This is a genomic window from Pseudomonas sp. MWU12-2020, assembly GCF_023100605.1.
In the GTDB taxonomy this organism is placed as follows: domain Bacteria; phylum Pseudomonadota; class Gammaproteobacteria; order Pseudomonadales; family Pseudomonadaceae; genus Aquipseudomonas; species Aquipseudomonas fluorescens_H.
Genome location: NZ_JALMEX010000007.1, coordinates 131,960 through 149,382 on the forward strand (window position 1 = coordinate 131,960; position 17,423 = coordinate 149,382).

The window sequence follows — 17,423 nt, forward strand, 5'->3', positions numbered from 1 at the left end:
GGAGACTGGTCGGCTGTCAGGCCGCCATCGCTGGCAAGCCAGCTCCCACAAAATCAAGATCAAAAGATCGCAGCCTGCGGCAGCTCCTACAGGGAAGATAAGTACAACCCGCACGCGGCGCATGCCGCCCCACTCCAGGATGAGCGCAAGCTCGGCTGTCGCTCTTGATCTTGATCTTGATCCACAGGCGACGTCGGAAGGCTGAGCGGAGGGATTGATCCGGGGGTGGGAGCGCAGCGACCGTTTGGCGCAGCCAAACACAGCGAGAGGAGGTGCAGCGAAGCAAACCGTAGGCGCTGCGCCCGGATCAATCCCGCAGCGAAGGCACCCCGAGCCCCAGCGAGCGGGCCGAACGCAGGAGCAAGCCTTTTTGGTTACTTTTTCGGCGTCTGGAAAAAGTGACCCGCCGTAAGGGCGGAACCCCAAGCAGCCGTTACCGCAGCAACGGATATACCCCCAAAACCCAAGAGCATGGTCGGCCCAAAGGCCGCCACCGCCAAAAACCAAATACCCCCCAATAAAAAAGCCCGCCGATGATCACTCATCCACGGGCTCTTCATTTCCAGCTAACGCTTAAATCGCGCCACGCTGACGCAGCAGATCCAGCACTTGCTTAACGCTTTCTTCCAACGACAGCGACTGCGTGTCGATCACCAGATCAGCATTCAGCGGCACGTCATATGGGAACGACTCACCCGGAATATTATCGCCACCCGCAGCATACAAGCCCTGCGGATCACGCTCGGCACACACCGCCGGCGAAGCCTGCACATAAACCGTCAGCAGACGCTCCTTACCGATCAGATCCTTGGCCTGTTCGCGACCTTCAGCACTCGGCGCAACAAACGCCGCCAGGGTCAACAGACCAGCCTCGTTGAACTGACGCGCCACATGCGCAGCACGCCGCCAGTTCTCAGTACGGCCAGCACGATCCTGCGGCAGCCCCTTGTTCAGGTCGTGACGCAGATTCTGACCATCCAGCACAAACACCGCACGGCCCATGTCGAACAGCTTGCGCTCGACCGCATAGGCCAGCGTGCTCTTGCCCGCGCCCGACAGGCCGCTGAACAACACGGTAGCCGGCTGCTGGCCGAAGCGCTGGGCACGTTCCTCAGTGGCAACGTGAGCCAGTTTGCCGTGGTGCGAGGCAGTCCCGTGAGCCACTGGCTGAGCGATGATCATGCCGGCGCCGACGGTGCCATTGGTCAGACGATCGATGACGATGAACGCGCCAGTGGTGCGGTTGCTGTCGTAACCGTCGAGGGCGATCGGCGCGTCGAGCGCGATCTTCACCTTGCCGATTTCGTTGAGCTGCAACGCGCTCGCCGGGCCTTCTTCGAGGGTGTTCACGTCGACCTTGTTGACGATGCTGGCGATCGAGCCCGGCACATAACTGGTCGCACGTTTGATGTCGTATTTCTTGCCCGGCAGCATCGGCTCTTCAGCCATCCACACCAGCATCGCTTCGAAGCTGTCGGTGACCGGCGGCACGTTGTCGGCATGCACCAGCAGGTCGCCGCGGGAGATGTCGATTTCGTCTTCCATGGTCAGCGTCACCGCTTGACCCGGGCCGGCCTGCTCCAGCTCACCTTCGAAGGTGACGATGGATTTGACGCGGCTGCTCTTGCCCGACGGCAGAACCACCACTTCGTCGCCCTTGTGCACGATGCCGCTGGCGAGGGTGCCAGCGAAACCGCGGAAGTTCAGGTTCGGACGGTTGACGTACTGCACCGGGAAACGCAGATCGGTGAAGTTGCGGTCGCCCGCCACTTCCACGGTCTCGAGGATTTCCATCAGCGACTGGCCTTTGTACCAAGGCGAGCGCTCGGACTTGTTCACCACGTTGTCGCCCTTGAGGGCAGACATCGGCACGAAGTGCATGCTGGTCGGCTTCATCTTCAAGCCTTCGGCGAACTTCAGGTAGTCGGCCTTGATCGACTCGAACACGCCTTCATCGAAGTCTTTCAGGTCCATCTTGTTGATGGCGACGACGATGTGCTTGATGCCGAGCAACGAGGCGATGAAGCTGTGGCGACGGGTCTGGGTCTGCACGCCGTAACGGGCGTCGACCAGGATGATCGCCAGGTCACAGGTGGACGCACCGGTGGCCATGTTGCGGGTGTACTGCTCATGGCCAGGGGTGTCGGCGATGATGAATTTGCGTTTGGCGGTGGAAAAATAGCGGTAGGCAACATCGATGGTGATGCCCTGTTCACGCTCGGCCTGCAGGCCGTCGACCAGCAATGCCAGGTCGATGTCGTCACCGGTGGTGCCGACTTTCTTCGAATCGCGGGTGATGGCTTCCAGGTGATCTTCGTAGATCATCTTGGAGTCGTGCAGCAGGCGCCCGATCAGGGTGCTCTTGCCGTCATCGACATTACCGCAGGTCAAAAAGCGCAGCAGCTCTTTACGCTCGTGCTGGCCCAGGTAGGCGAGGATGTCCTCGCTGATCAAATCAGATTGGTGCGACATGACAACCCCTTAGAAATAACCCTGACGTTTCTTGTCTTCCATCGAGCCTGCGCCATCGTGGTCGATGACCCGGCCCTGGCGCTCGGAAGTTCGCGTCAGGAGCATTTCCTGAATGATGTCCGTGAGGGTTTCAGCCTCGGACTCCACCGCGCCCGTCAACGGGTAGCAGCCAAGGGTACGGAAACGCACTTTCTTTTTGACGATGCGTGCCTTGTCCTCGTCGGACAGGTGTTCGAGGATACGGTCGTCGTCGATCATGATCAGCGTGCCGTTCTTCTCGATCACTTCACGCTCGGCGGCGAAGTACAGCGGCACGATCGGGATGCCTTCGAGGTAGATGTACTGCCAGATGTCCAGTTCGGTCCAGTTCGACAACGGGAATACACGAATGGATTCGCCCTTGTTGACCTTGCCGTTGTAGACGTTCCACAGCTCCGGACGCTGATTCTTCGGGTCCCAGCGATGCTTGCTGTCGCGGAACGAGTACACACGCTCCTTGGCGCGGGACTTCTCCTCATCGCGACGGGCACCGCCGAACGCGGCGTCGAAACCATGCTTGTCGAGTGCCTGTTTCAGGCCCTCGGTCTTCATGATGTCGGTGTGCTTGGCGCTGCCGTGGGTGAACGGGTTGATGTTCTGCGCCACGCCATCGGGGTTGATGTGAGTGATCAGGTCCAGGCCCAGCTCTTCGACCATCTTGTCGCGGAACTTGTACATCTCCTGGAATTTCCAGCGAGTGTCGACGTGCATCACCGGAAACGGCAGTTTGCCCGGGAAGAACGCCTTGCGTGCCAGATGCAGCATCACGGCGGAGTCTTTACCGATGGAGTACAGCATCACCGGGTTGTCGAACTCGGCGGCCACCTCGCGGATGATGTGGATGCTTTCCGCCTCCAGCTGTTTCAGATGCGTCAGTTTGTCGACCATGGCTACTCACGAAAGCTTTCTTATGAACGGCCAGCGGGCCGTGTTCGAGCGGGGAATCCTAGCACAGCGACCTCTTCTAATCAGGACGCCTACTAGATCGAAAGGGCATATGAATATGCCCACCAGTTCGGCCGTGAAACGCTGTTCCTGTGGGAGCGGGCTTGCTCGCGAAGGCGGAGGATCAGTCAAAATCATTGTTGAATGACACACCGCTTTCGGGAGCAAGCCCCCTCCCACACTGGACAGATGTTTAGTCTCAGATCGGGTTCGGGCAGTCGATGAAGATGTGTTCAAGGGCAAAACGCTTCGCCAGATAATCGCCCAGCGCCTGCACGCCATAACGCTCGGTGGCATGGTGGCCGGCGGCGATAAAGCTGATGTCGTTTTCCCGAGCGCTGTGGAAGGTCTGCTCGGAGGCTTCACCACTGAGGAACAGATCAACACCCGCCGCCACGCCCTGGTCGATATAGCCCTGCCCGCCACCGGTGCACCAGCCAACCCGGCGGATCATCGCACTGCCTTCGACCAGCAGCGGTTCGCGGCCCATGACCTCTTGAACCTTGCGCGCGAAATCACGCGGGGTCATCGGCTCATTCAACGAGCCAACCAGCCCGACAATCTTCAGATTGTCCGGGTCCAGCGGCCCTTCGACGGTGATGTCCAACTGCCGCGCCAGTTGCACGTTGTTGCCGACTTCCGGATGCAGGTCCAGCGGCAGGTGATAGGCGAGCAGACTGATGTCGTGCTTGAGCAGCGTCTTCAGGCGCCGCTGCTTCATGCCGGTGATGCACGGGTTCTCGCCCTTCCAGAAATAGCCGTGATGCACCAGCACCAGATCGGCCTCGGCTTCCACCGCGGCATCGAGCAACGCCTGACTGGCAGTCACGCCGCTGACGATACGCATCACCTGCGGACGGCCTTCGACCTGCAGGCCGTTGGGGCAGTAATCGGCGATTTTCGCACTGCCGAGGTAACGGTCGGCTTCTTCGACCAGGGTGCTGAGGGCGACGGCCATGAAAGACTCCTAAATATCCCGTTCAGAGGCACGCGCGGCCTCGTATAATGCGCGACATTATGGGCGGTCTGACCCCGCCTGCAACTTTTCCAGGACGTGCTTAATGCTCAAGGCGCTGCGTTTTTTCGGCTGGCCGCTGTTGGCCGGTGTGCTTATCGCTCTGTTGATTATTCAACGTTACCCGCAGTGGGTCGGGCTTCCGAGCCTCGACGTCAACCTGCAACAGGCCCCGCAAACCACCAGCGTGCAGCAGGGGCCGGTGTCCTATGCGGACGCAGTGGTCATCGCCGCACCGTCGGTGGTCAACCTCTACACCACCAAGGTCATCGCCAAACCGGCGCATCCGCTGTTTGAGGATCCGCAGTTCCGGCGTTTCTTCGGTGACAACTCGCCGAAGCAGAAACGCATGGAATCGAGCCTCGGCTCCGGCGTGATCATGAGCCCGGAAGGCTACATTCTGACCAACAACCACGTGACGACGGGCGCCGACCAGATCGTGGTGGCGCTCAAGGACGGTCGTGAAACCCTCGCCCGCGTCATCGGCAGCGACCCGGAAACCGACCTCGCGGTACTGAAGATCGACTTGAAAAACCTGCCGGCAATCACCGTCGGCCGCTCCGACAGTATTCGCATCGGCGACGTCGCGCTGGCCATCGGCAACCCGTTCGGCGTCGGCCAGACCGTGACCATGGGCATCATCAGCGCCACCGGGCGCAACCAGCTGGGCCTGAACAACTACGAAGACTTCATCCAGACCGACGCGGCGATCAACCCGGGCAACTCCGGCGGCGCACTGGTCGATGCCAACGGCAACCTCACCGGGATCAACACCGCGATCTTCTCCAAGTCCGGCGGCTCGCAGGGCATCGGTTTTGCGATCCCGGTGAAACTGGCGATGGAAGTGATGAAGTCGATCATCGAGCACGGTCAGGTGATTCGTGGCTGGCTCGGTATTGAAGTGCAGCCGCTGACCCAGGAACTGGCCGAGTCGTTTGGCCTGTCCGGGCGTCCGGGAATTGTCGTGGCGGGGATCTTCCGCGATGGCCCGGCACAGAAGGCCGGCCTGCAACTGGGTGACGTGATTCTGAGTATCGACGGCGAACCGGCCGGTGATGGCCGCAAGTCAATGAACCAGGTGGCGCGGATCAAGCCGACCGACAAGGTGACCATCCAGGTCATGCGCAACGGCAAGGAACTGAAGCTGACCGCTGAAATCGGCCTGCGTCCGCCGCCGGCGCCGGTCAAAGAAGAAGAGTAAGCCGCCAGTACAAATCAATGTGGGAGCGAGCCTGCTCGCGAAGAGGTCGTCACAGTCAACCATGATGTTGAATGACCAACCGCTTTCGCGAGCAGGCTCGCTCCCACAGGTTCAGCAGTGCTTTCAGAGGTCGCCGAGGCCGTCGATCAGCGCCTGGTTCTGCTCCGGCGTACCGATCGAAATCCGCAGGAACTGGGCAATCCGCTCCTGCTTGAAGTGACGCACGATCACACCCTGCTCGCGCAGTTTGGCTGCCAGTCCTGCTGCATCGTGTTGCGGGTGACGGGCGAAGATGAAGTTCGCCGCCGACGGCAGCACTTCAAAGCCTTTGGCCTGCAACTGCGCGATGACCCACTCACGACTTTCGATGACCAGACGGCAGGTCTTGTCGAAATACTCGCGATCCTCGAACGCCGCCGCCGCACCGACAATCGCCAGGCGATCCAGCGGATAGGAGTTGAAGCTGTTCTTGATTCGCTCCAGCGCTTCGATCAGATCCGGATGACCCACCGCCAGACCAACGCGCAGCCCTGCCAGCGAGCGCGACTTGGACAGCGTCTGGGTCACCAGCAGGTTCGGGTAACGATCCACCAGGCTGATCGCGGTTTCGCCGCCGAAGTCGATGTACGCCTCATCCACGACCACCACCGAATCCGGACTGGCCTGGAGAATCTGCTCGACCGCTTCCAGTGCCAGCAGGCAACCGGTCGGTGCGTTCGGATTGGGGAAAATGATCCCGCCGTTCGGTTTGGCGTAGTCCGCCGGGTTGATCTGGAACTGCGCGTCCAGCGGCACGGCATCGAACTGGATGCCGTACAGACCGCAATACACCGGATAGAAGCTGTAGCTGATGTCCGGGAACAGCAGCGGCTGCTCGTGTTGCAGCAGACCGTGGAAGATGTGCGCCAGCACTTCGTCCGAACCGTTGCCGAGGAACACCTGATTGCTCTGCACGCCGTAGTAGTGGGCGACAGCGGTTTTCAGCAGATCGCTGTTCGGGTCCGGGTACAGGCGCAGGTTGTCGTTGAGCTCGGTCTGCATCGCTGCCAGTGCTTTGGGCGACGGGCCGTAGGGGTTTTCGTTGGTATTGAGCTTGACCAGTTTGGTCAGCTTCGGCTGTTCGCCCGGCACATACGGCACCAGATCCTTGACGAACGGGCTCCAGAATTTACTCATGCTCACTCCCCCTGCCCTTGCAGAAAGTCTGCATCTTTAATGCGATATTCGGCGCTGCGTGCGTGCGCGCTGAGGGATTCGCCGCGCGCCAGCACCGAAGCGGTCTTGCCCAGCTCGGAAGCGCCGGCCTCGGAGCAGAAGATGATCGACGAACGTTTCTGGAAGTCGTACACACCCAGTGGCGAGGAGAACCGCGCAGTGCCGGAGGTCGGCAGCACGTGGTTCGGGCCGGCGCAGTAGTCGCCCAGTGCCTCGGAGGTGTGGCGGCCCATGAAGATCGCGCCGGCGTGACGGATCTGCGGCAACCACGCTTGCGGGTCGGCGACCGACAGCTCCAGGTGTTCCGGGGCGATGCGGTTGGCGACTTCGATGGCTTGCGCCATGTCACGCACGTGGATCAGCGCACCACGGCCATTGATCGAGGTTTCGATGATGGTTGCGCGGTCCATGGTCGGCAGCAACTTGTCGATGCTGGCGGCGACCTTGTCGAGGAACTCGGCGTCGGGGCTGACCAGAATCGCCTGGGCGTCTTCGTCGTGTTCGGCCTGGGAGAACAGGTCCATGGCGATCCAGTCCGGATCGGTCTGGCCATCGCAGACCACGAGGATTTCCGACGGGCCGGCGATCATGTCGATGCCGACCTGACCGAAAACGTGACGCTTGGCGGTGGCGACATAGATATTGCCCGGGCCGACCACCTTGTCCACCTGCGGCACGCTTTCGGTGCCGTAAGCCAACGCGGCAACCGCTTGCGCGCCGCCGATGGTGAACACCCGGTCAACGCCGGCAATGCAGGCCGCCGCCAGCACCAGCTCATTGATTTCACCGCGCGGGGTCGGCACGACCATGACCACTTCGGTCACGCCAGCGACCTTGGCCGGAATCGCGTTCATCAACACCGAAGACGGGTACGACGCCTTGCCGCCTGGCACATACAGGCCGGCGCGATCCAGCGGCGTGACCTTCTGCCCGAGCACAGTGCCGTCGGCCTCGGTGTAGCTCCAGGAATCCTGTTTCTGTTTTTCGTGATAGCTGCGCACCCGCGCCGCGGCTTTTTCCAGCGCCTCGCGCTGTGCCACGGTGATGCGAGTCAGGGCCAGTTCCAGACGCTCGCGCGGCAGGATCAGGTCAGCCATCGACGCCACTTCGAGGCCGTCGAACTTCTGGGTGAACTCGACCAAAGCCGCGTCACCACGCTCGCGCACAGCCTTGATGATGTCCAGCACGCGCTGATTGACCGAGTCGTCAGACACACTTTCCCAGCTCAGCAGATGATCCAGATGATGCGCGAAATCCGGGTCAGCAGCGTTGAGTCGGCGAATTGCAGTCGGTGCGGTCATAGCGAGAGCCTCATAGGAATGGCAAAAACTCAGGCGCCCTAACTTAGCAGTCGTTTCCGCTTGGGCACCTGAGATTCTGGCTATGAGGCGGATAGACGGGCGCGACTCAAGGTCGCGCAGGTACATCAGCCGCGGTGTCGCGATTCCACTGCCTTGCGCAGGGTATCGATCAACGCCTGGATTCGGGCGTGTTGCATTTTCATCGAAGCCTTGTTGACCACCAGGCGCGAGCTGATCGTGGCGATCAGTTCCTGAGGTTCCAGGCCGTTGGCGCGCAGGGTGTTACCGGTGTCGACCACGTCGATGATCTTGTCGGCCAGGCCGATCAGCGGCGCCAGTTCCATCGAGCCGTAGAGCTTGATGATGTCGACCTGACGGCCCTGCTCGGCGTAGTAACGCTTGGCGACGTTGACGAACTTGGTCGCCACGCGTAAACGGCCCTTGGGCTCGGCCGCGCCGATCTTGCCGGCGGTCATCAGCTTGCACTGGGCAATCTGCAGATCCAGCGGCTCGTACAGGCCCTGGCCGGTGTATTCCATCAACACGTCTTTACCGGCGACGCCGAGGTCGGCTGCGCCATGCTCGACATAGGTCGGCACGTCGGTGGCACGCACGATCAACAGACGTACGTCATCCTGAGTGGTAGGGATGATCAGCTTGCGGCTCTTGTCCGGATTCTCGGTCGGCACGATGCCCGCTTCAGCGAGAAGCGGCAGGGTGTCGTCAAGGATGCGGCCCTTGGACAGTGCGATGGTCAACATGGGAAACGTCAGTCCTTATCAAGGTACTCATGTCCGGTCGCAATCGGCGCCGGACACACATCGAGCCGGATACCGGCTCGACTCGAAACGAATTCAGTGGACACTTCCCTGTGCCCAGTGCAGCTACTAGCCCGGAACGCGACGGATCTTGGCGCCCAGCATCTGCAGTTTTTCTTCGATGCACTCGTAACCACGGTCGATGTGGTAGATGCGGTCGATCAGGGTGTCGCCTTCGGCCACCAGTGCCGAGATCACCAGGCTGGCCGAAGCACGCAGGTCGGTGGCCATCACTGGCGCGCCCTTCAGGACTTCAGTACCGGTGACGATCGCAGTGTTGCCTTCGACCTGGATCTTGGCGCCCATGCGGTGCAGTTCGTAAACGTGCATGAAACGGTTTTCGAAGATCGTCTCGATCACTGCGCCGGTGCCTTCGGCAATGGCGTTGAGCGAGATGAACTGTGCCTGCATGTCGGTCGGGAACGCCGGGTACGGCGCGGTGCGCACGTTGACCGCTTTCGGGCGCTTGCCGTGCATGTTCAGCTCGATCCAGTCTTCACCGCTGGTGACTTCAGCGCCGGCTTCACGGAGCTTTTCCAGAACGGCTTCGAGGATGGTCGGATCGGTGTCCTTGACCTTCACGCGGCCACCGGTGACCGCAGCGGCCACCAGGTAGGTGCCGGTTTCGATACGGTCAGGCATGACCTTGTAGAAGCACGAACCCAGACGCTCGACGCCATCGATGGTGATGGTGTCGGTGCCGGCGCCGGAAACCTTGGCGCCCATGGCGTTGAGGAAGTTCGCCAGGTCAACCACTTCAGGCTCGCGCGCGGCGTTCTGCAGGACGCTGCGGCCCTTGGCCAGGGCAGCTGCCATCATGATGTTTTCGGTACCGGTCACACTGACGGTATCGAAGAAGAAGCTGGCGCCGCGCAGGCCGCCTTCAGGCGCCTTGGCCTTGATGTAGCCGCCTTCGACGTCGATCACCGCGCCCATGGCTTCGAGGCCACGGATGTGCAGGTCGACCGGACGCGAACCGATGGCGCAACCGCCAGGCAGGGCGACTTCGGCTTCGCCGAAACGCGCAACCATCGGGCCCAGTACCAGGATCGAGGCACGCATGGTTTTCACCAGTTCGTACGGTGCGATCAGGGTCTTGATGGTGCGTGGATCGATTTCGACGCTGAGTTTCTCGTCGATTACAGGCTCGATGCCCATGCGACCGAACAGCTCGATCATGGTGGTGATGTCGTGCAGGTGCGGCAGGTTGCCAACGGTCACCGGGCCATCGCACAGCAGGGTGGCAGCCAGAATCGGCAGGGCGGAGTTCTTCGCCCCGGAGATACGGATTTCGCCATCAAGACGAACGCCACCGGTAATAATCAATTTATCCATAAGAATCTCGACGCCCTTGGGCTCAGGTGCGCTCGGCCCAGGCCGCGCGGCTGAAAAATTTCATAGTGACCGCATGGATGCTGCCATCGGCGATCCACGGGTTCAAATGGGCATAGATGCTCTGCTGACGCTTGACCGGGCTTAACGCCGCCAGTTCATCGCTAATCACGTTCAGCTGAAAGTTGCAGCCTTCGCCTTCAACTTCCACCTGCGTTCCTGGCAGCTTCCCTTCAAGGAAGCTCTTCACTTCTACGGCCTGCATGCTCAACCTCAATCGGCGCCCTGTGCGCACGGGTCGGACATCATACAAAAAAGCCCCGCGCCTGCGAACCCCGCATTGGCAGGACTCTGACGGGGGGCTTTTTTATCGATGCGGGTTCAGGGGTGCGCCAGCAACTCGGTCAGCTCACTGACCTGAGCGATTTCGCGCATGTCTTCCGGCATCGCGCGGATGCTGACAACCTTGCCGGCCGCCTGGGCATCGCGCATGAAGCACAGCAGCAGGGACAAGCCGACGCTGCTGGACTTCTTCACTGCCGAGCAATCGATGACCAGCGACGTCGCCTTGCTGGACTTGATCAGCGCCTGGCCTTCCTTGCGCAGGTCGGGACCTGTGCGGTAATCCAGTATTCCGCTGAGCAATAGCTCGTCGACGTCACTCATACGTATTGCCGCCTCACTCATTGCGCTGGCTTCGCGGCAGCTTTGTCGGTTTCTTCCTTGGCCTTGGCCACTTCACCGGCCCAACCATTGATGGTCTTGTCCAGATCGTTGCCATTGCGCTGCATCGCATCGGCGAACTGGTCACGGAACAGCTTGCCAATGTTGATGCCGTTGATGATCACGTTGCGCAGCTTCCACTCGCCGTTGATCTTCTCCAGCGTGTATTGCACTGGATAGACCGCGCCGTTGTTGCCCTTGACGGTCATGCCGACGCTGGTGCGATCGCCGGACTCATCCTTGGCAGGATCAACGGTAATGCCCTGGTTGTTGTACTCGAGCAAAGCGTTGCCATAGAACTGGAACAGACCGCGCTTGAAGTTTTCCTGGAACGTCTGCATCTGCGCAGGCGTGGCCTTGCGCGAATACTTGACGGTCATGATGCTCTTGGAAATGCCCTCGGCATCCACCACGGGACCGACAATGGTGTTCAGCGCCGTGTAGAAGTCCTGCGGATCCTTCTTGTACTTCTCTTTATTGGCCGACAGGTCGGCCAGCATCCGGCTCGTGGTGTCCTGAACCAGATCGTGCGCCGACTGTCCAGGCGCAGCGTTAGCCAGCAGTGGCAGTGTCGCGAGCAACACCAACAGGCCACGTCGCAAGGTAGAGATCATTCAAAAGCTCCTCATTTGGCGTCTTTGCTAACGGTATTGAGCAGGAATTTACCGATCAGGTCTTCCAGTACCAGAGACGACTGCGTGTCGTGGATGGTTCCACCATCCTTCAGACGGGTGTCTTCCCCGCCCACGCTGATACCGATGTACTTCTCGCCCAACAGGCCAGCGGTCAGGATAGACGCTGTGGAGTCGGTCGGCAGGTTGTCGACCTTTTTATCCACTTGCAGGGTTACCCGCCCGGTGAAGCTGTCGCGATCCAGATCGATGGCCGTGACCTTGCCGATGGTCACACCGGCCATGGTCACTTTGGCTCTGACCGTCAAACCGGCGATATTGTCGAAGTAGGCATACAGTTTATAGGTGTCGGTGGTCGAAGTCGGAGACAGGCCACTGACCCGCAGGGCAAGCAGCAACAAGGCCAGGATCCCTGCCAGCAGGAACAGGCCGACACCGATTTCCAGGGTGCGGTTTTGCATCAGAAATCTCCAAACATCAAAGCGGTCAGAATAAAGTCCAGGCCCAGTACCGCCAGCGAGGCGAATACCACGGTCTTGGTGGTGGCGCGACTGATGCCCTCGGAAGTGGGCTCACAGTCATAGCCTTGGAATACGGCGATCCAGGTCACGACGAAGGCGAAAACGATACTTTTGATGACGCCGTTGAGCACATCGCTGGTGAAGTTCACGCTGTTCTGCATGTTCGCCCAGTAGGAGCCTTCATACACGCCAAGCCAGTCGACAGCCACCCACGAACCGCCCCAGATTCCCACCACGCTGAAAATCATCGCCAGCACCGGCAGGGAAATGAAACCGGCCCACAGACGCGGGGCAATAATGTATTTGAGCGGATCGACACCGATCATTTCCAGGCTGGAAAGCTGTTCGGTGGACTTCATGTTGCCAATTTCTGCGGTCAGCGCCGAACCGGCACGCCCGGCAAACAGCAACGCCGTCACGACTGGCCCCAGTTCACGCAGCAACGTCAGGGCCACCATCTGCCCCACCGCCTGCTCCGAACCGTAGCTCGACAGAATACTGAAGCCCTGCAGCGCCAGCACCATGCCGATGAAAATCCCGGACACGACGATGATCACCAGCGACATCACGCCAACCGAATGCAGCTGCTTGACCAACAGGCCAAAACCGCCGCTGATGCCGCCACGACCGAGCAGGGCGTGGAACAGGAACAGGGTCGCACGCCCAAACACCGCAACGGCGTCGATCGCCGCCTCGCCGAAACGGCGTACGCGTTCTATTAATGAAATTCTGCGCATCAGCGCTTCCCCAGAAGATCTGCGCGGTAATCCGTCGCTGGAAAATGATACGGCACCGGGCCATCGGGGTTGCCGGTCATGAACTGGCGAATACGCGGCTCATCCGAATTCATCAACTCGTCCGGCGTGCCCTGCCCCAGCACCTGACCATCACCCACTACATAGATGTAGTCAGCGATGCTCGCGGTTTCGGCCAGATCGTGGGAGACCACGATACTGGTGATCCCCAGCGCATCGTTGAGCAGACGGATCAGGCGTACCAGCACGCCCATGGCGATCGGGTCCTGACCGACGAAAGGCTCGTCGTACATTAGAATCTGCGGATCGAGCGCAATTGCCCGGGCCAGCGCCACGCGACGCTTCATGCCGCCGGACAGTTCGTCGGGCATCAGCTCGATGGCGCCGCGCAGACCGACCGCCTGCAATTTGAGCAGAACGATGTCGCGGATCATTTCATCCGGCAATTGGGTATGAACGCGCAGGGGGAAAGCGACGTTCTCGAAGACATCGAGATCGGTAAACAGCGCGCCGCTCTGAAACAGCACGCCCATGTGCTTGCGCGCATCGAACAGATCACTGCGCGACAGCGTCGGCAGGTTCTGGCCGTTGACCCAGACTTCGCCGCTGGAAGGACGCAACTGTGCACCCATCAAGCGCAACAAAGTGGTCTTGCCGCACCCGGAAGGTCCCATGATGCCGGTAACCTTGCCACGCGGGATGCGAATATCGACGTTATTGAAAATGCTGCGCGCACCGCGCTTGAAGGAGACTCCCTTCAGCTCGACCGCGTAGGCGTTATCGGCACTCATCTAAACTCCTTGCGATGCAGCCTCTCACTCGGACGCCTGGCTTTCCGCAGAAAGCACATACCTCCCGGGCAGGCCGAACTGGCGGCGAACTATATCACTGCAAAGGCCAAGCGCCCAAGGCCCATGCCCCCCTGTGTTCAGCGATATGACAGGCGCGGCCGCGCTTTTTCAGGGTTTTGGTTACGAGGAATGACAAAGCACAACGAACTTGCGTGAGGCTTTTCAACATAACCGCTATAATCGCCGCCTTTTCATCGGGCTATACGATTTCTGACATGAGCCAATCCAGCGACCTGATTCAATCGGCACAACGCACCATCCGCCTCGAAGTGGAAGCCGTACAAGGCTTATTGCCCCATATCGACGCCGATTTCGTACGCGCTTGCGAGATGATTCTGGCCAGCAAAGGCCGTGTGGTCGTGGTCGGCATGGGCAAATCCGGGCACGTCGGCAACAAGATTGCCGCGACCCTGGCCAGCACCGGCACCCCGGCATTTTTCGTCCACCCGGCCGAAGCCAGTCATGGCGACATGGGCATGATCACCCGCGACGACGTGATTCTCGCCCTCTCCAACTCCGGCTCGACCAACGAAATCGTCACCTTGCTGCCCCTGATCAAGCGCCTGGGTATCCAGTTGATCAGCCTGACCGGCAATCCCCTGTCGCCGCTGGCCAAGGCTGCCGAAGTCAATCTCAATGTTCACGTCGAGCACGAAGCCTGCCCGCTGAACCTGGCGCCGACTTCCTCGACCACCGCTGCGCTGGTCATGGGCGATGCCCTGGCCGTGGCGCTGCTGGAAGCGCGTGGTTTCACCGCCGAAGATTTTGCTTTTTCCCACCCGGGCGGTGCCCTGGGTCGACGCCTGCTGTTGAAAGTGGAAAACGTCATGCACGCCGGGCAAGAGCTGCCGCAGGTACAACGCGGCACCCTGCTCAAGGACGCGCTCATGGAAATGACCCGCAAGGGTCTGGGGATGACCGTCATCCTTGAAGCCGATGGCAAGCTGGCCGGGATCTTCACCGACGGCGACCTGCGCCGCACCCTGGATCGCAGCATCGACATCCGCAGCGCCACCATCGACCAGGTCATGACCGCACACGGCAAGACCGCACGGCCCGAGATGCTCGCCGCCGAAGCGCTGAAAATCATGGAAGACCACCGAATCAACGCACTAGTGGTCGTGGACGAAGAAGATCGCCCGATTGGCGCCTTCAACCTCTCCGATCTGCTGCGTGCAGGAGTGATGTAATGACAAGCGATCTGCTGCAACGCGGCAAAGCGATCAAACTGGCGGTGTTCGACGTCGACGGCGTCCTCACCGACGGGCGCCTGTACTTCCTTGAAGACGGCAGCGAATTCAAGACGTTCAACACCCTCGACGGCCAAGGCATCAAGATGCTGATGAATGCCGGTGTCGAGACGGCCATCATCAGTGGCCGCAAGACGCCGGTGGTTGAGCGCCGGGCGAAGAACCTCGGCATCCCGCATCTGTTTCAGGGCCGCGAAGACAAATTGGTGGTTCTGGACGGTCTTCTGCAGCAACTGGGCCTAAGCTATGAACAGGTCGCCTACCTCGGTGACGACTTGCCTGACCTGCCGGTGATCCGCCGCGTAGGCCTGGGCATGGCCGTCGCCAATGCTGCCGATTTCGTGCGCGAACACGCCCATGGCGTCACTCGGGCCCGTGGTGGCGAAGGTGCCGCCCGCGAATTCTGCGAATTGATCCTGCGCGCCCAGGGCCGCCTCGATGCGGCCAACGCCGCGTACCTGTGAGCCAAATCATGTTTAGCAAAAAATTTCGCAACTTCCTGCTGTTCGGCTGTATCGCTGCCATGTTTGCAGCGGTCGGCTACTGGAATATCAGTCCGGAACGCTTCCTCGACAAGCCTGCAGCCAAGGCCGAAGACACTGCCATCGACTGGTACGCCACCAATACACACACCTTTCAGTACCTCCCGGACGGCAAGCTGCAATACGAGATGACGTCGGACAAGGCCGAGCACCTGAAAGCGACGGATGTGACGCTTGTCACCAAACCCGACCTGAACATGTTCCGCGGCACCGAGTTTCCGTGGCACGTGACCAGCGAGCGCGGTGAAGTGAATTCGGGCGGCACCGAGGTCGAACTGATCGATTCCGTACGCGTCAAGCGTACTGACGAAAAGAACCGCGACACCTTGATCACCAGCACACGCATGACAGTGTTCCCGCAGCAGCAATATGCGCAGACCGCGCAACCCGTTAGAATCGACGGCGCTGGCGGTGTATCGACTGGCGTGGGAATGAAGGCGTATTTGAAGGAAAGCAGGATACACCTGCTATCGAACGTAAGAGGACAGTATGAGGCTCGTTAAAACCCTCCCTATTTTGCTCAGTCTGGGCGCAGCACTGGGAAGCGTGAGCGCCTGGGCTCTGCCGAACGATCAGCAGCAACCTATCCGCATTCAGGCCGACGACGCCCAACTGGACGACAAGAACGGCATCGCCACCTATAAAGGTGACGTGATCATTACCCAGGGTTCGATGATCGTTAAGGGTAATACGGTGACCATCACCCGTACCCCGACCGGCGATATCGACGTGGTGACCTCGGTGGGCAACCTTGCCTACTTCGAGCAACTGCAAACCCAGGGCGACACCAAGCCTGTACAGGGCTGGGGCGTGACGATCCAGTACCACGCTGCGCAAAACCGCGTCGTGCTGATCGACAAGGCCAAGGTTGTCGACAAGGACAACAACACCACTCAGGGCGAAAAAATCGTCTATGACACGGTGAAAAAACTGGCCAGCGCCGGCCGCGCTACCGGCAGTAAAGTCACCGAGGCGCGTCCGCGCATCGACATGGTGATCCAGCCGAAGAAGAAAACCGACGAGAAAACCCAGTAATGGCAACTCTGAAAGCTCAACACCTGGCCAAGGCCTATAAAAGCCGCCAGGTTGTGCGCGACGTCAGCCTGTCGATCGACAGTGGCCAGATCGTTGGCCTGCTCGGCCCGAACGGCGCCGGCAAGACGACCTGCTTCTATATGATCGTCGGCCTGGTGCAGGCCGATCAGGGCCGCGTGTTGATCGATGATCTGGACGTCAGCCATCAGCCGATGCACGGCCGCGCCAAGGCCGGTATCGGCTATCTGCCGCAAGAAGCGTCGATCTTCCGCAAACTGTCGGTGGCCGATAACATCATGGCCATCCTCGAAACCCGCGCGGAACTCGACAAGGCCGGTCGTCGCAAGGAACTGGAAAGCCTGCTGCAGGAATTCCACATCAGCCACATCCGCGACAACCTCGGCATGAGCCTGTCCGGTGGTGAACGCCGTCGGGTGGAAATCGCCCGTGCACTGGCGACCGCACCGAAATTCATCCTGCTCGACGAACCGTTCGCCGGTGTCGACCCGATCTCGGTCGGCGACATCAAGCAGATCATCCACCACCTCAAGGCCAAGGGCATCGGTGTTCTGATCACCGACCACAACGTGCGTGAGACTCTGGATATCTGCGAAACCGCCTACATCGTCAACGACGGTCAACTGATTGCCGAAGGCGATGCTGCGACCATCCTTGCCAACGATCTGGTGAAGGAAGTGTATCTGGGCCACGAGTTCCGCCTGTAAGCACCAAGGCACTTGGCCAGCCTCCGGGTGCTGTATCGATGAAGCAGGCTT

The 17,423-nt window shown here is 60.3% G+C and carries 19 protein-coding genes; 6 read left to right on the forward strand and 13 right to left on the reverse strand.

From position 1 onward, the window contains the following. Nucleotides 1-573 precede the first annotated feature (573 nt). The 3 genes from cysN to M0814_RS17575 form a co-directional block, all read right to left on the reverse strand. Nucleotides 574-2,472, reverse strand: a complete 1,899-nt coding sequence (gene cysN / locus M0814_RS17565) for a sulfate adenylyltransferase subunit CysN (RefSeq protein ID WP_003221716.1) — start codon at nt 2,470-2,472, stop codon at nt 574-576. A 9-nt stretch (nt 2,473-2,481) separates the two neighbouring features. Then, a complete protein-coding gene (cysD, locus tag M0814_RS17570; RefSeq protein ID WP_003221715.1) occupies nt 2,482-3,399 on the reverse strand; it encodes a sulfate adenylyltransferase subunit CysD in 918 nt (305 codons plus the stop codon). A 256-nt stretch (nt 3,400-3,655) separates the two neighbouring features. After that, complete coding sequence (locus M0814_RS17575; protein WP_003221714.1) at nt 3,656-4,414, reverse strand: Nif3-like dinuclear metal center hexameric protein; 759 nt, start codon at nt 4,412-4,414, stop codon at nt 3,656-3,658. 103 nt (nt 4,415-4,517) lie between these two features. On the opposite strand from M0814_RS17575, the gene algW reads away from it, so the two are divergent. Continuing rightward, the gene (algW, locus tag M0814_RS17580; RefSeq protein WP_045122296.1) at nt 4,518-5,672 is read left to right on the forward strand and encodes a Do family serine endopeptidase AlgW; all 1,155 of its coding nucleotides are present in this window, start codon (nt 4,518-4,520) and stop codon (nt 5,670-5,672) included. A gap of 123 nt (nt 5,673-5,795) precedes the next feature. Here the strand turns inward: algW and hisC are convergent, their stop codons facing one another. The 10 genes from hisC to M0814_RS17630 all read right to left on the reverse strand — a co-directional run bounded on the left by hisC (nt 5,796) and on the right by M0814_RS17630 (nt 13,760). Further along, nucleotides 5,796-6,848 (reverse strand): histidinol-phosphate transaminase, encoded by a 1,053-nt coding sequence (gene hisC, locus M0814_RS17585; RefSeq protein WP_103485947.1) that lies wholly within the window; start codon nt 6,846-6,848, stop codon nt 5,796-5,798. A 2-nt stretch (nt 6,849-6,850) separates the two neighbouring features. Beyond that, nucleotides 6,851-8,188 carry a histidinol dehydrogenase gene (hisD, locus tag M0814_RS17590; RefSeq protein WP_003221712.1) on the reverse strand — a complete coding sequence of 446 codons (1,338 nt, stop codon included), beginning with the start codon at nt 8,186-8,188 and terminating at the stop codon, nt 6,851-6,853. A gap of 125 nt (nt 8,189-8,313) precedes the next feature. After that, a complete protein-coding gene (gene hisG / locus M0814_RS17595) occupies nt 8,314-8,949 on the reverse strand; it encodes an ATP phosphoribosyltransferase (RefSeq protein ID WP_003221711.1) in 636 nt (211 codons plus the stop codon). A gap of 126 nt (nt 8,950-9,075) precedes the next feature. Then, nucleotides 9,076-10,341: a UDP-N-acetylglucosamine 1-carboxyvinyltransferase gene (gene murA, locus M0814_RS17600; protein WP_045122295.1), complete on the reverse strand. Its 1,266-nt coding sequence runs from the start codon at nt 10,339-10,341 to the stop codon at nt 9,076-9,078. Between the two features lie 22 nt (nt 10,342-10,363). Beyond that, nucleotides 10,364-10,603, reverse strand: a complete 240-nt coding sequence (locus M0814_RS17605) for a BolA family protein (RefSeq protein ID WP_003221710.1) — start codon at nt 10,601-10,603, stop codon at nt 10,364-10,366. 116 nt (nt 10,604-10,719) lie between these two features. Beyond that, complete coding sequence (locus tag M0814_RS17610) at nt 10,720-11,025, reverse strand: STAS domain-containing protein (protein WP_103485946.1); 306 nt, start codon at nt 11,023-11,025, stop codon at nt 10,720-10,722. Beyond that, nucleotides 11,022-11,675, reverse strand: a complete 654-nt coding sequence (locus M0814_RS17615; RefSeq protein ID WP_103485945.1) for an ABC transporter substrate-binding protein — start codon at nt 11,673-11,675, stop codon at nt 11,022-11,024. Before M0814_RS17615 ends, M0814_RS17610 begins: the two co-directional genes overlap by 4 nt. 11 nt (nt 11,676-11,686) lie before the next feature. Continuing rightward, nucleotides 11,687-12,154, reverse strand: coding sequence for an outer membrane lipid asymmetry maintenance protein MlaD (gene mlaD / locus M0814_RS17620; protein ID WP_007967220.1), 468 nt, complete (start codon nt 12,152-12,154; stop codon nt 11,687-11,689). Further along, nucleotides 12,154-12,951, reverse strand: coding sequence for a lipid asymmetry maintenance ABC transporter permease subunit MlaE (mlaE, locus tag M0814_RS17625; protein WP_003221704.1), 798 nt, complete (start codon nt 12,949-12,951; stop codon nt 12,154-12,156). Before mlaE ends, mlaD begins: the two co-directional genes overlap by 1 nt. Next, nucleotides 12,951-13,760: an ATP-binding cassette domain-containing protein gene (locus tag M0814_RS17630; RefSeq protein ID WP_003221703.1), complete on the reverse strand. Its 810-nt coding sequence runs from the start codon at nt 13,758-13,760 to the stop codon at nt 12,951-12,953. The genes mlaE and M0814_RS17630 overlap by 1 nt, the downstream gene beginning before the upstream one ends. A gap of 275 nt (nt 13,761-14,035) precedes the next feature. Here M0814_RS17630 and M0814_RS17635 point away from each other — a divergent pair, with 275 nt between their 5' ends. Genes M0814_RS17635 through lptB form a run of 5 tightly spaced genes read left to right on the forward strand, consistent with a single transcriptional unit; the run spans nt 14,036 to nt 17,372 of the window. Further along, nucleotides 14,036-15,010 (forward strand): KpsF/GutQ family sugar-phosphate isomerase, encoded by a 975-nt coding sequence (locus M0814_RS17635; protein WP_003221702.1) that lies wholly within the window; start codon nt 14,036-14,038, stop codon nt 15,008-15,010. Then, nucleotides 15,010-15,534, forward strand: coding sequence for an HAD family hydrolase (locus tag M0814_RS17640; protein WP_003221699.1), 525 nt, complete (start codon nt 15,010-15,012; stop codon nt 15,532-15,534). Before M0814_RS17635 ends, M0814_RS17640 begins: the two co-directional genes overlap by 1 nt. A gap of 8 nt (nt 15,535-15,542) precedes the next feature. Beyond that, nucleotides 15,543-16,115 carry an LPS export ABC transporter periplasmic protein LptC gene (gene lptC / locus M0814_RS17645; protein WP_103485944.1) on the forward strand — a complete coding sequence of 191 codons (573 nt, stop codon included), beginning with the start codon at nt 15,543-15,545 and terminating at the stop codon, nt 16,113-16,115. After that, a complete protein-coding gene (gene lptA, locus M0814_RS17650; RefSeq protein ID WP_103485943.1) occupies nt 16,102-16,647 on the forward strand; it encodes a lipopolysaccharide transport periplasmic protein LptA in 546 nt (181 codons plus the stop codon). Before lptC ends, lptA begins: the two co-directional genes overlap by 14 nt. Beyond that, nucleotides 16,647-17,372, forward strand: coding sequence for an LPS export ABC transporter ATP-binding protein (gene lptB, locus M0814_RS17655; protein ID WP_003221693.1), 726 nt, complete (start codon nt 16,647-16,649; stop codon nt 17,370-17,372). The genes lptA and lptB overlap by 1 nt, the downstream gene beginning before the upstream one ends. Nucleotides 17,373-17,423: the final 51 nt, after the last annotated feature.

What these genes read in the sequence shown, in the direction of transcription:
- cysN (WP_003221716.1), bottom strand. Translation starts at nt 2,472, where the DNA reads ATGTCGCACCAATCTGATTTGATCAGCGAGGACATCCTCGCCTACCTG.
- cysD (WP_003221715.1), bottom strand. Translation starts at nt 3,399, where the DNA reads ATGGTCGACAAACTGACGCATCTGAAACAGCTGGAGGCGGAAAGCATC.
- M0814_RS17575 (WP_003221714.1), bottom strand. Translation starts at nt 4,414, where the DNA reads ATGGCCGTCGCCCTCAGCACCCTGGTCGAAGAAGCCGACCGTTACCTC.
- algW (WP_045122296.1), top strand. Translation starts at nt 4,518, where the DNA reads ATGCTCAAGGCGCTGCGTTTTTTCGGCTGGCCGCTGTTGGCCGGTGTG.
- hisC (WP_103485947.1), bottom strand. Translation starts at nt 6,848, where the DNA reads ATGAGTAAATTCTGGAGCCCGTTCGTCAAGGATCTGGTGCCGTATGTG.
- hisD (WP_003221712.1), bottom strand. Translation starts at nt 8,188, where the DNA reads ATGACCGCACCGACTGCAATTCGCCGACTCAACGCTGCTGACCCGGAT.
- hisG (WP_003221711.1), bottom strand. Translation starts at nt 8,949, where the DNA reads ATGTTGACCATCGCACTGTCCAAGGGCCGCATCCTTGACGACACCCTG.
- murA (WP_045122295.1), bottom strand. Translation starts at nt 10,341, where the DNA reads ATGGATAAATTGATTATTACCGGTGGCGTTCGTCTTGATGGCGAAATC.
- M0814_RS17605 (WP_003221710.1), bottom strand. Translation starts at nt 10,603, where the DNA reads ATGCAGGCCGTAGAAGTGAAGAGCTTCCTTGAAGGGAAGCTGCCAGGA.
- M0814_RS17610 (WP_103485946.1), bottom strand. Translation starts at nt 11,025, where the DNA reads ATGAGTGAGGCGGCAATACGTATGAGTGACGTCGACGAGCTATTGCTC.
- M0814_RS17615 (WP_103485945.1), bottom strand. Translation starts at nt 11,675, where the DNA reads ATGATCTCTACCTTGCGACGTGGCCTGTTGGTGTTGCTCGCGACACTG.
- mlaD (WP_007967220.1), bottom strand. Translation starts at nt 12,154, where the DNA reads ATGCAAAACCGCACCCTGGAAATCGGTGTCGGCCTGTTCCTGCTGGCA.
- mlaE (WP_003221704.1), bottom strand. Translation starts at nt 12,951, where the DNA reads ATGCGCAGAATTTCATTAATAGAACGCGTACGCCGTTTCGGCGAGGCG.
- M0814_RS17630 (WP_003221703.1), bottom strand. Translation starts at nt 13,760, where the DNA reads ATGAGTGCCGATAACGCCTACGCGGTCGAGCTGAAGGGAGTCTCCTTC.
- M0814_RS17635 (WP_003221702.1), top strand. Translation starts at nt 14,036, where the DNA reads ATGAGCCAATCCAGCGACCTGATTCAATCGGCACAACGCACCATCCGC.
- M0814_RS17640 (WP_003221699.1), top strand. Translation starts at nt 15,010, where the DNA reads ATGACAAGCGATCTGCTGCAACGCGGCAAAGCGATCAAACTGGCGGTG.
- lptC (WP_103485944.1), top strand. Translation starts at nt 15,543, where the DNA reads ATGTTTAGCAAAAAATTTCGCAACTTCCTGCTGTTCGGCTGTATCGCT.
- lptA (WP_103485943.1), top strand. Translation starts at nt 16,102, where the DNA reads ATGAGGCTCGTTAAAACCCTCCCTATTTTGCTCAGTCTGGGCGCAGCA.
- lptB (WP_003221693.1), top strand. Translation starts at nt 16,647, where the DNA reads ATGGCAACTCTGAAAGCTCAACACCTGGCCAAGGCCTATAAAAGCCGC.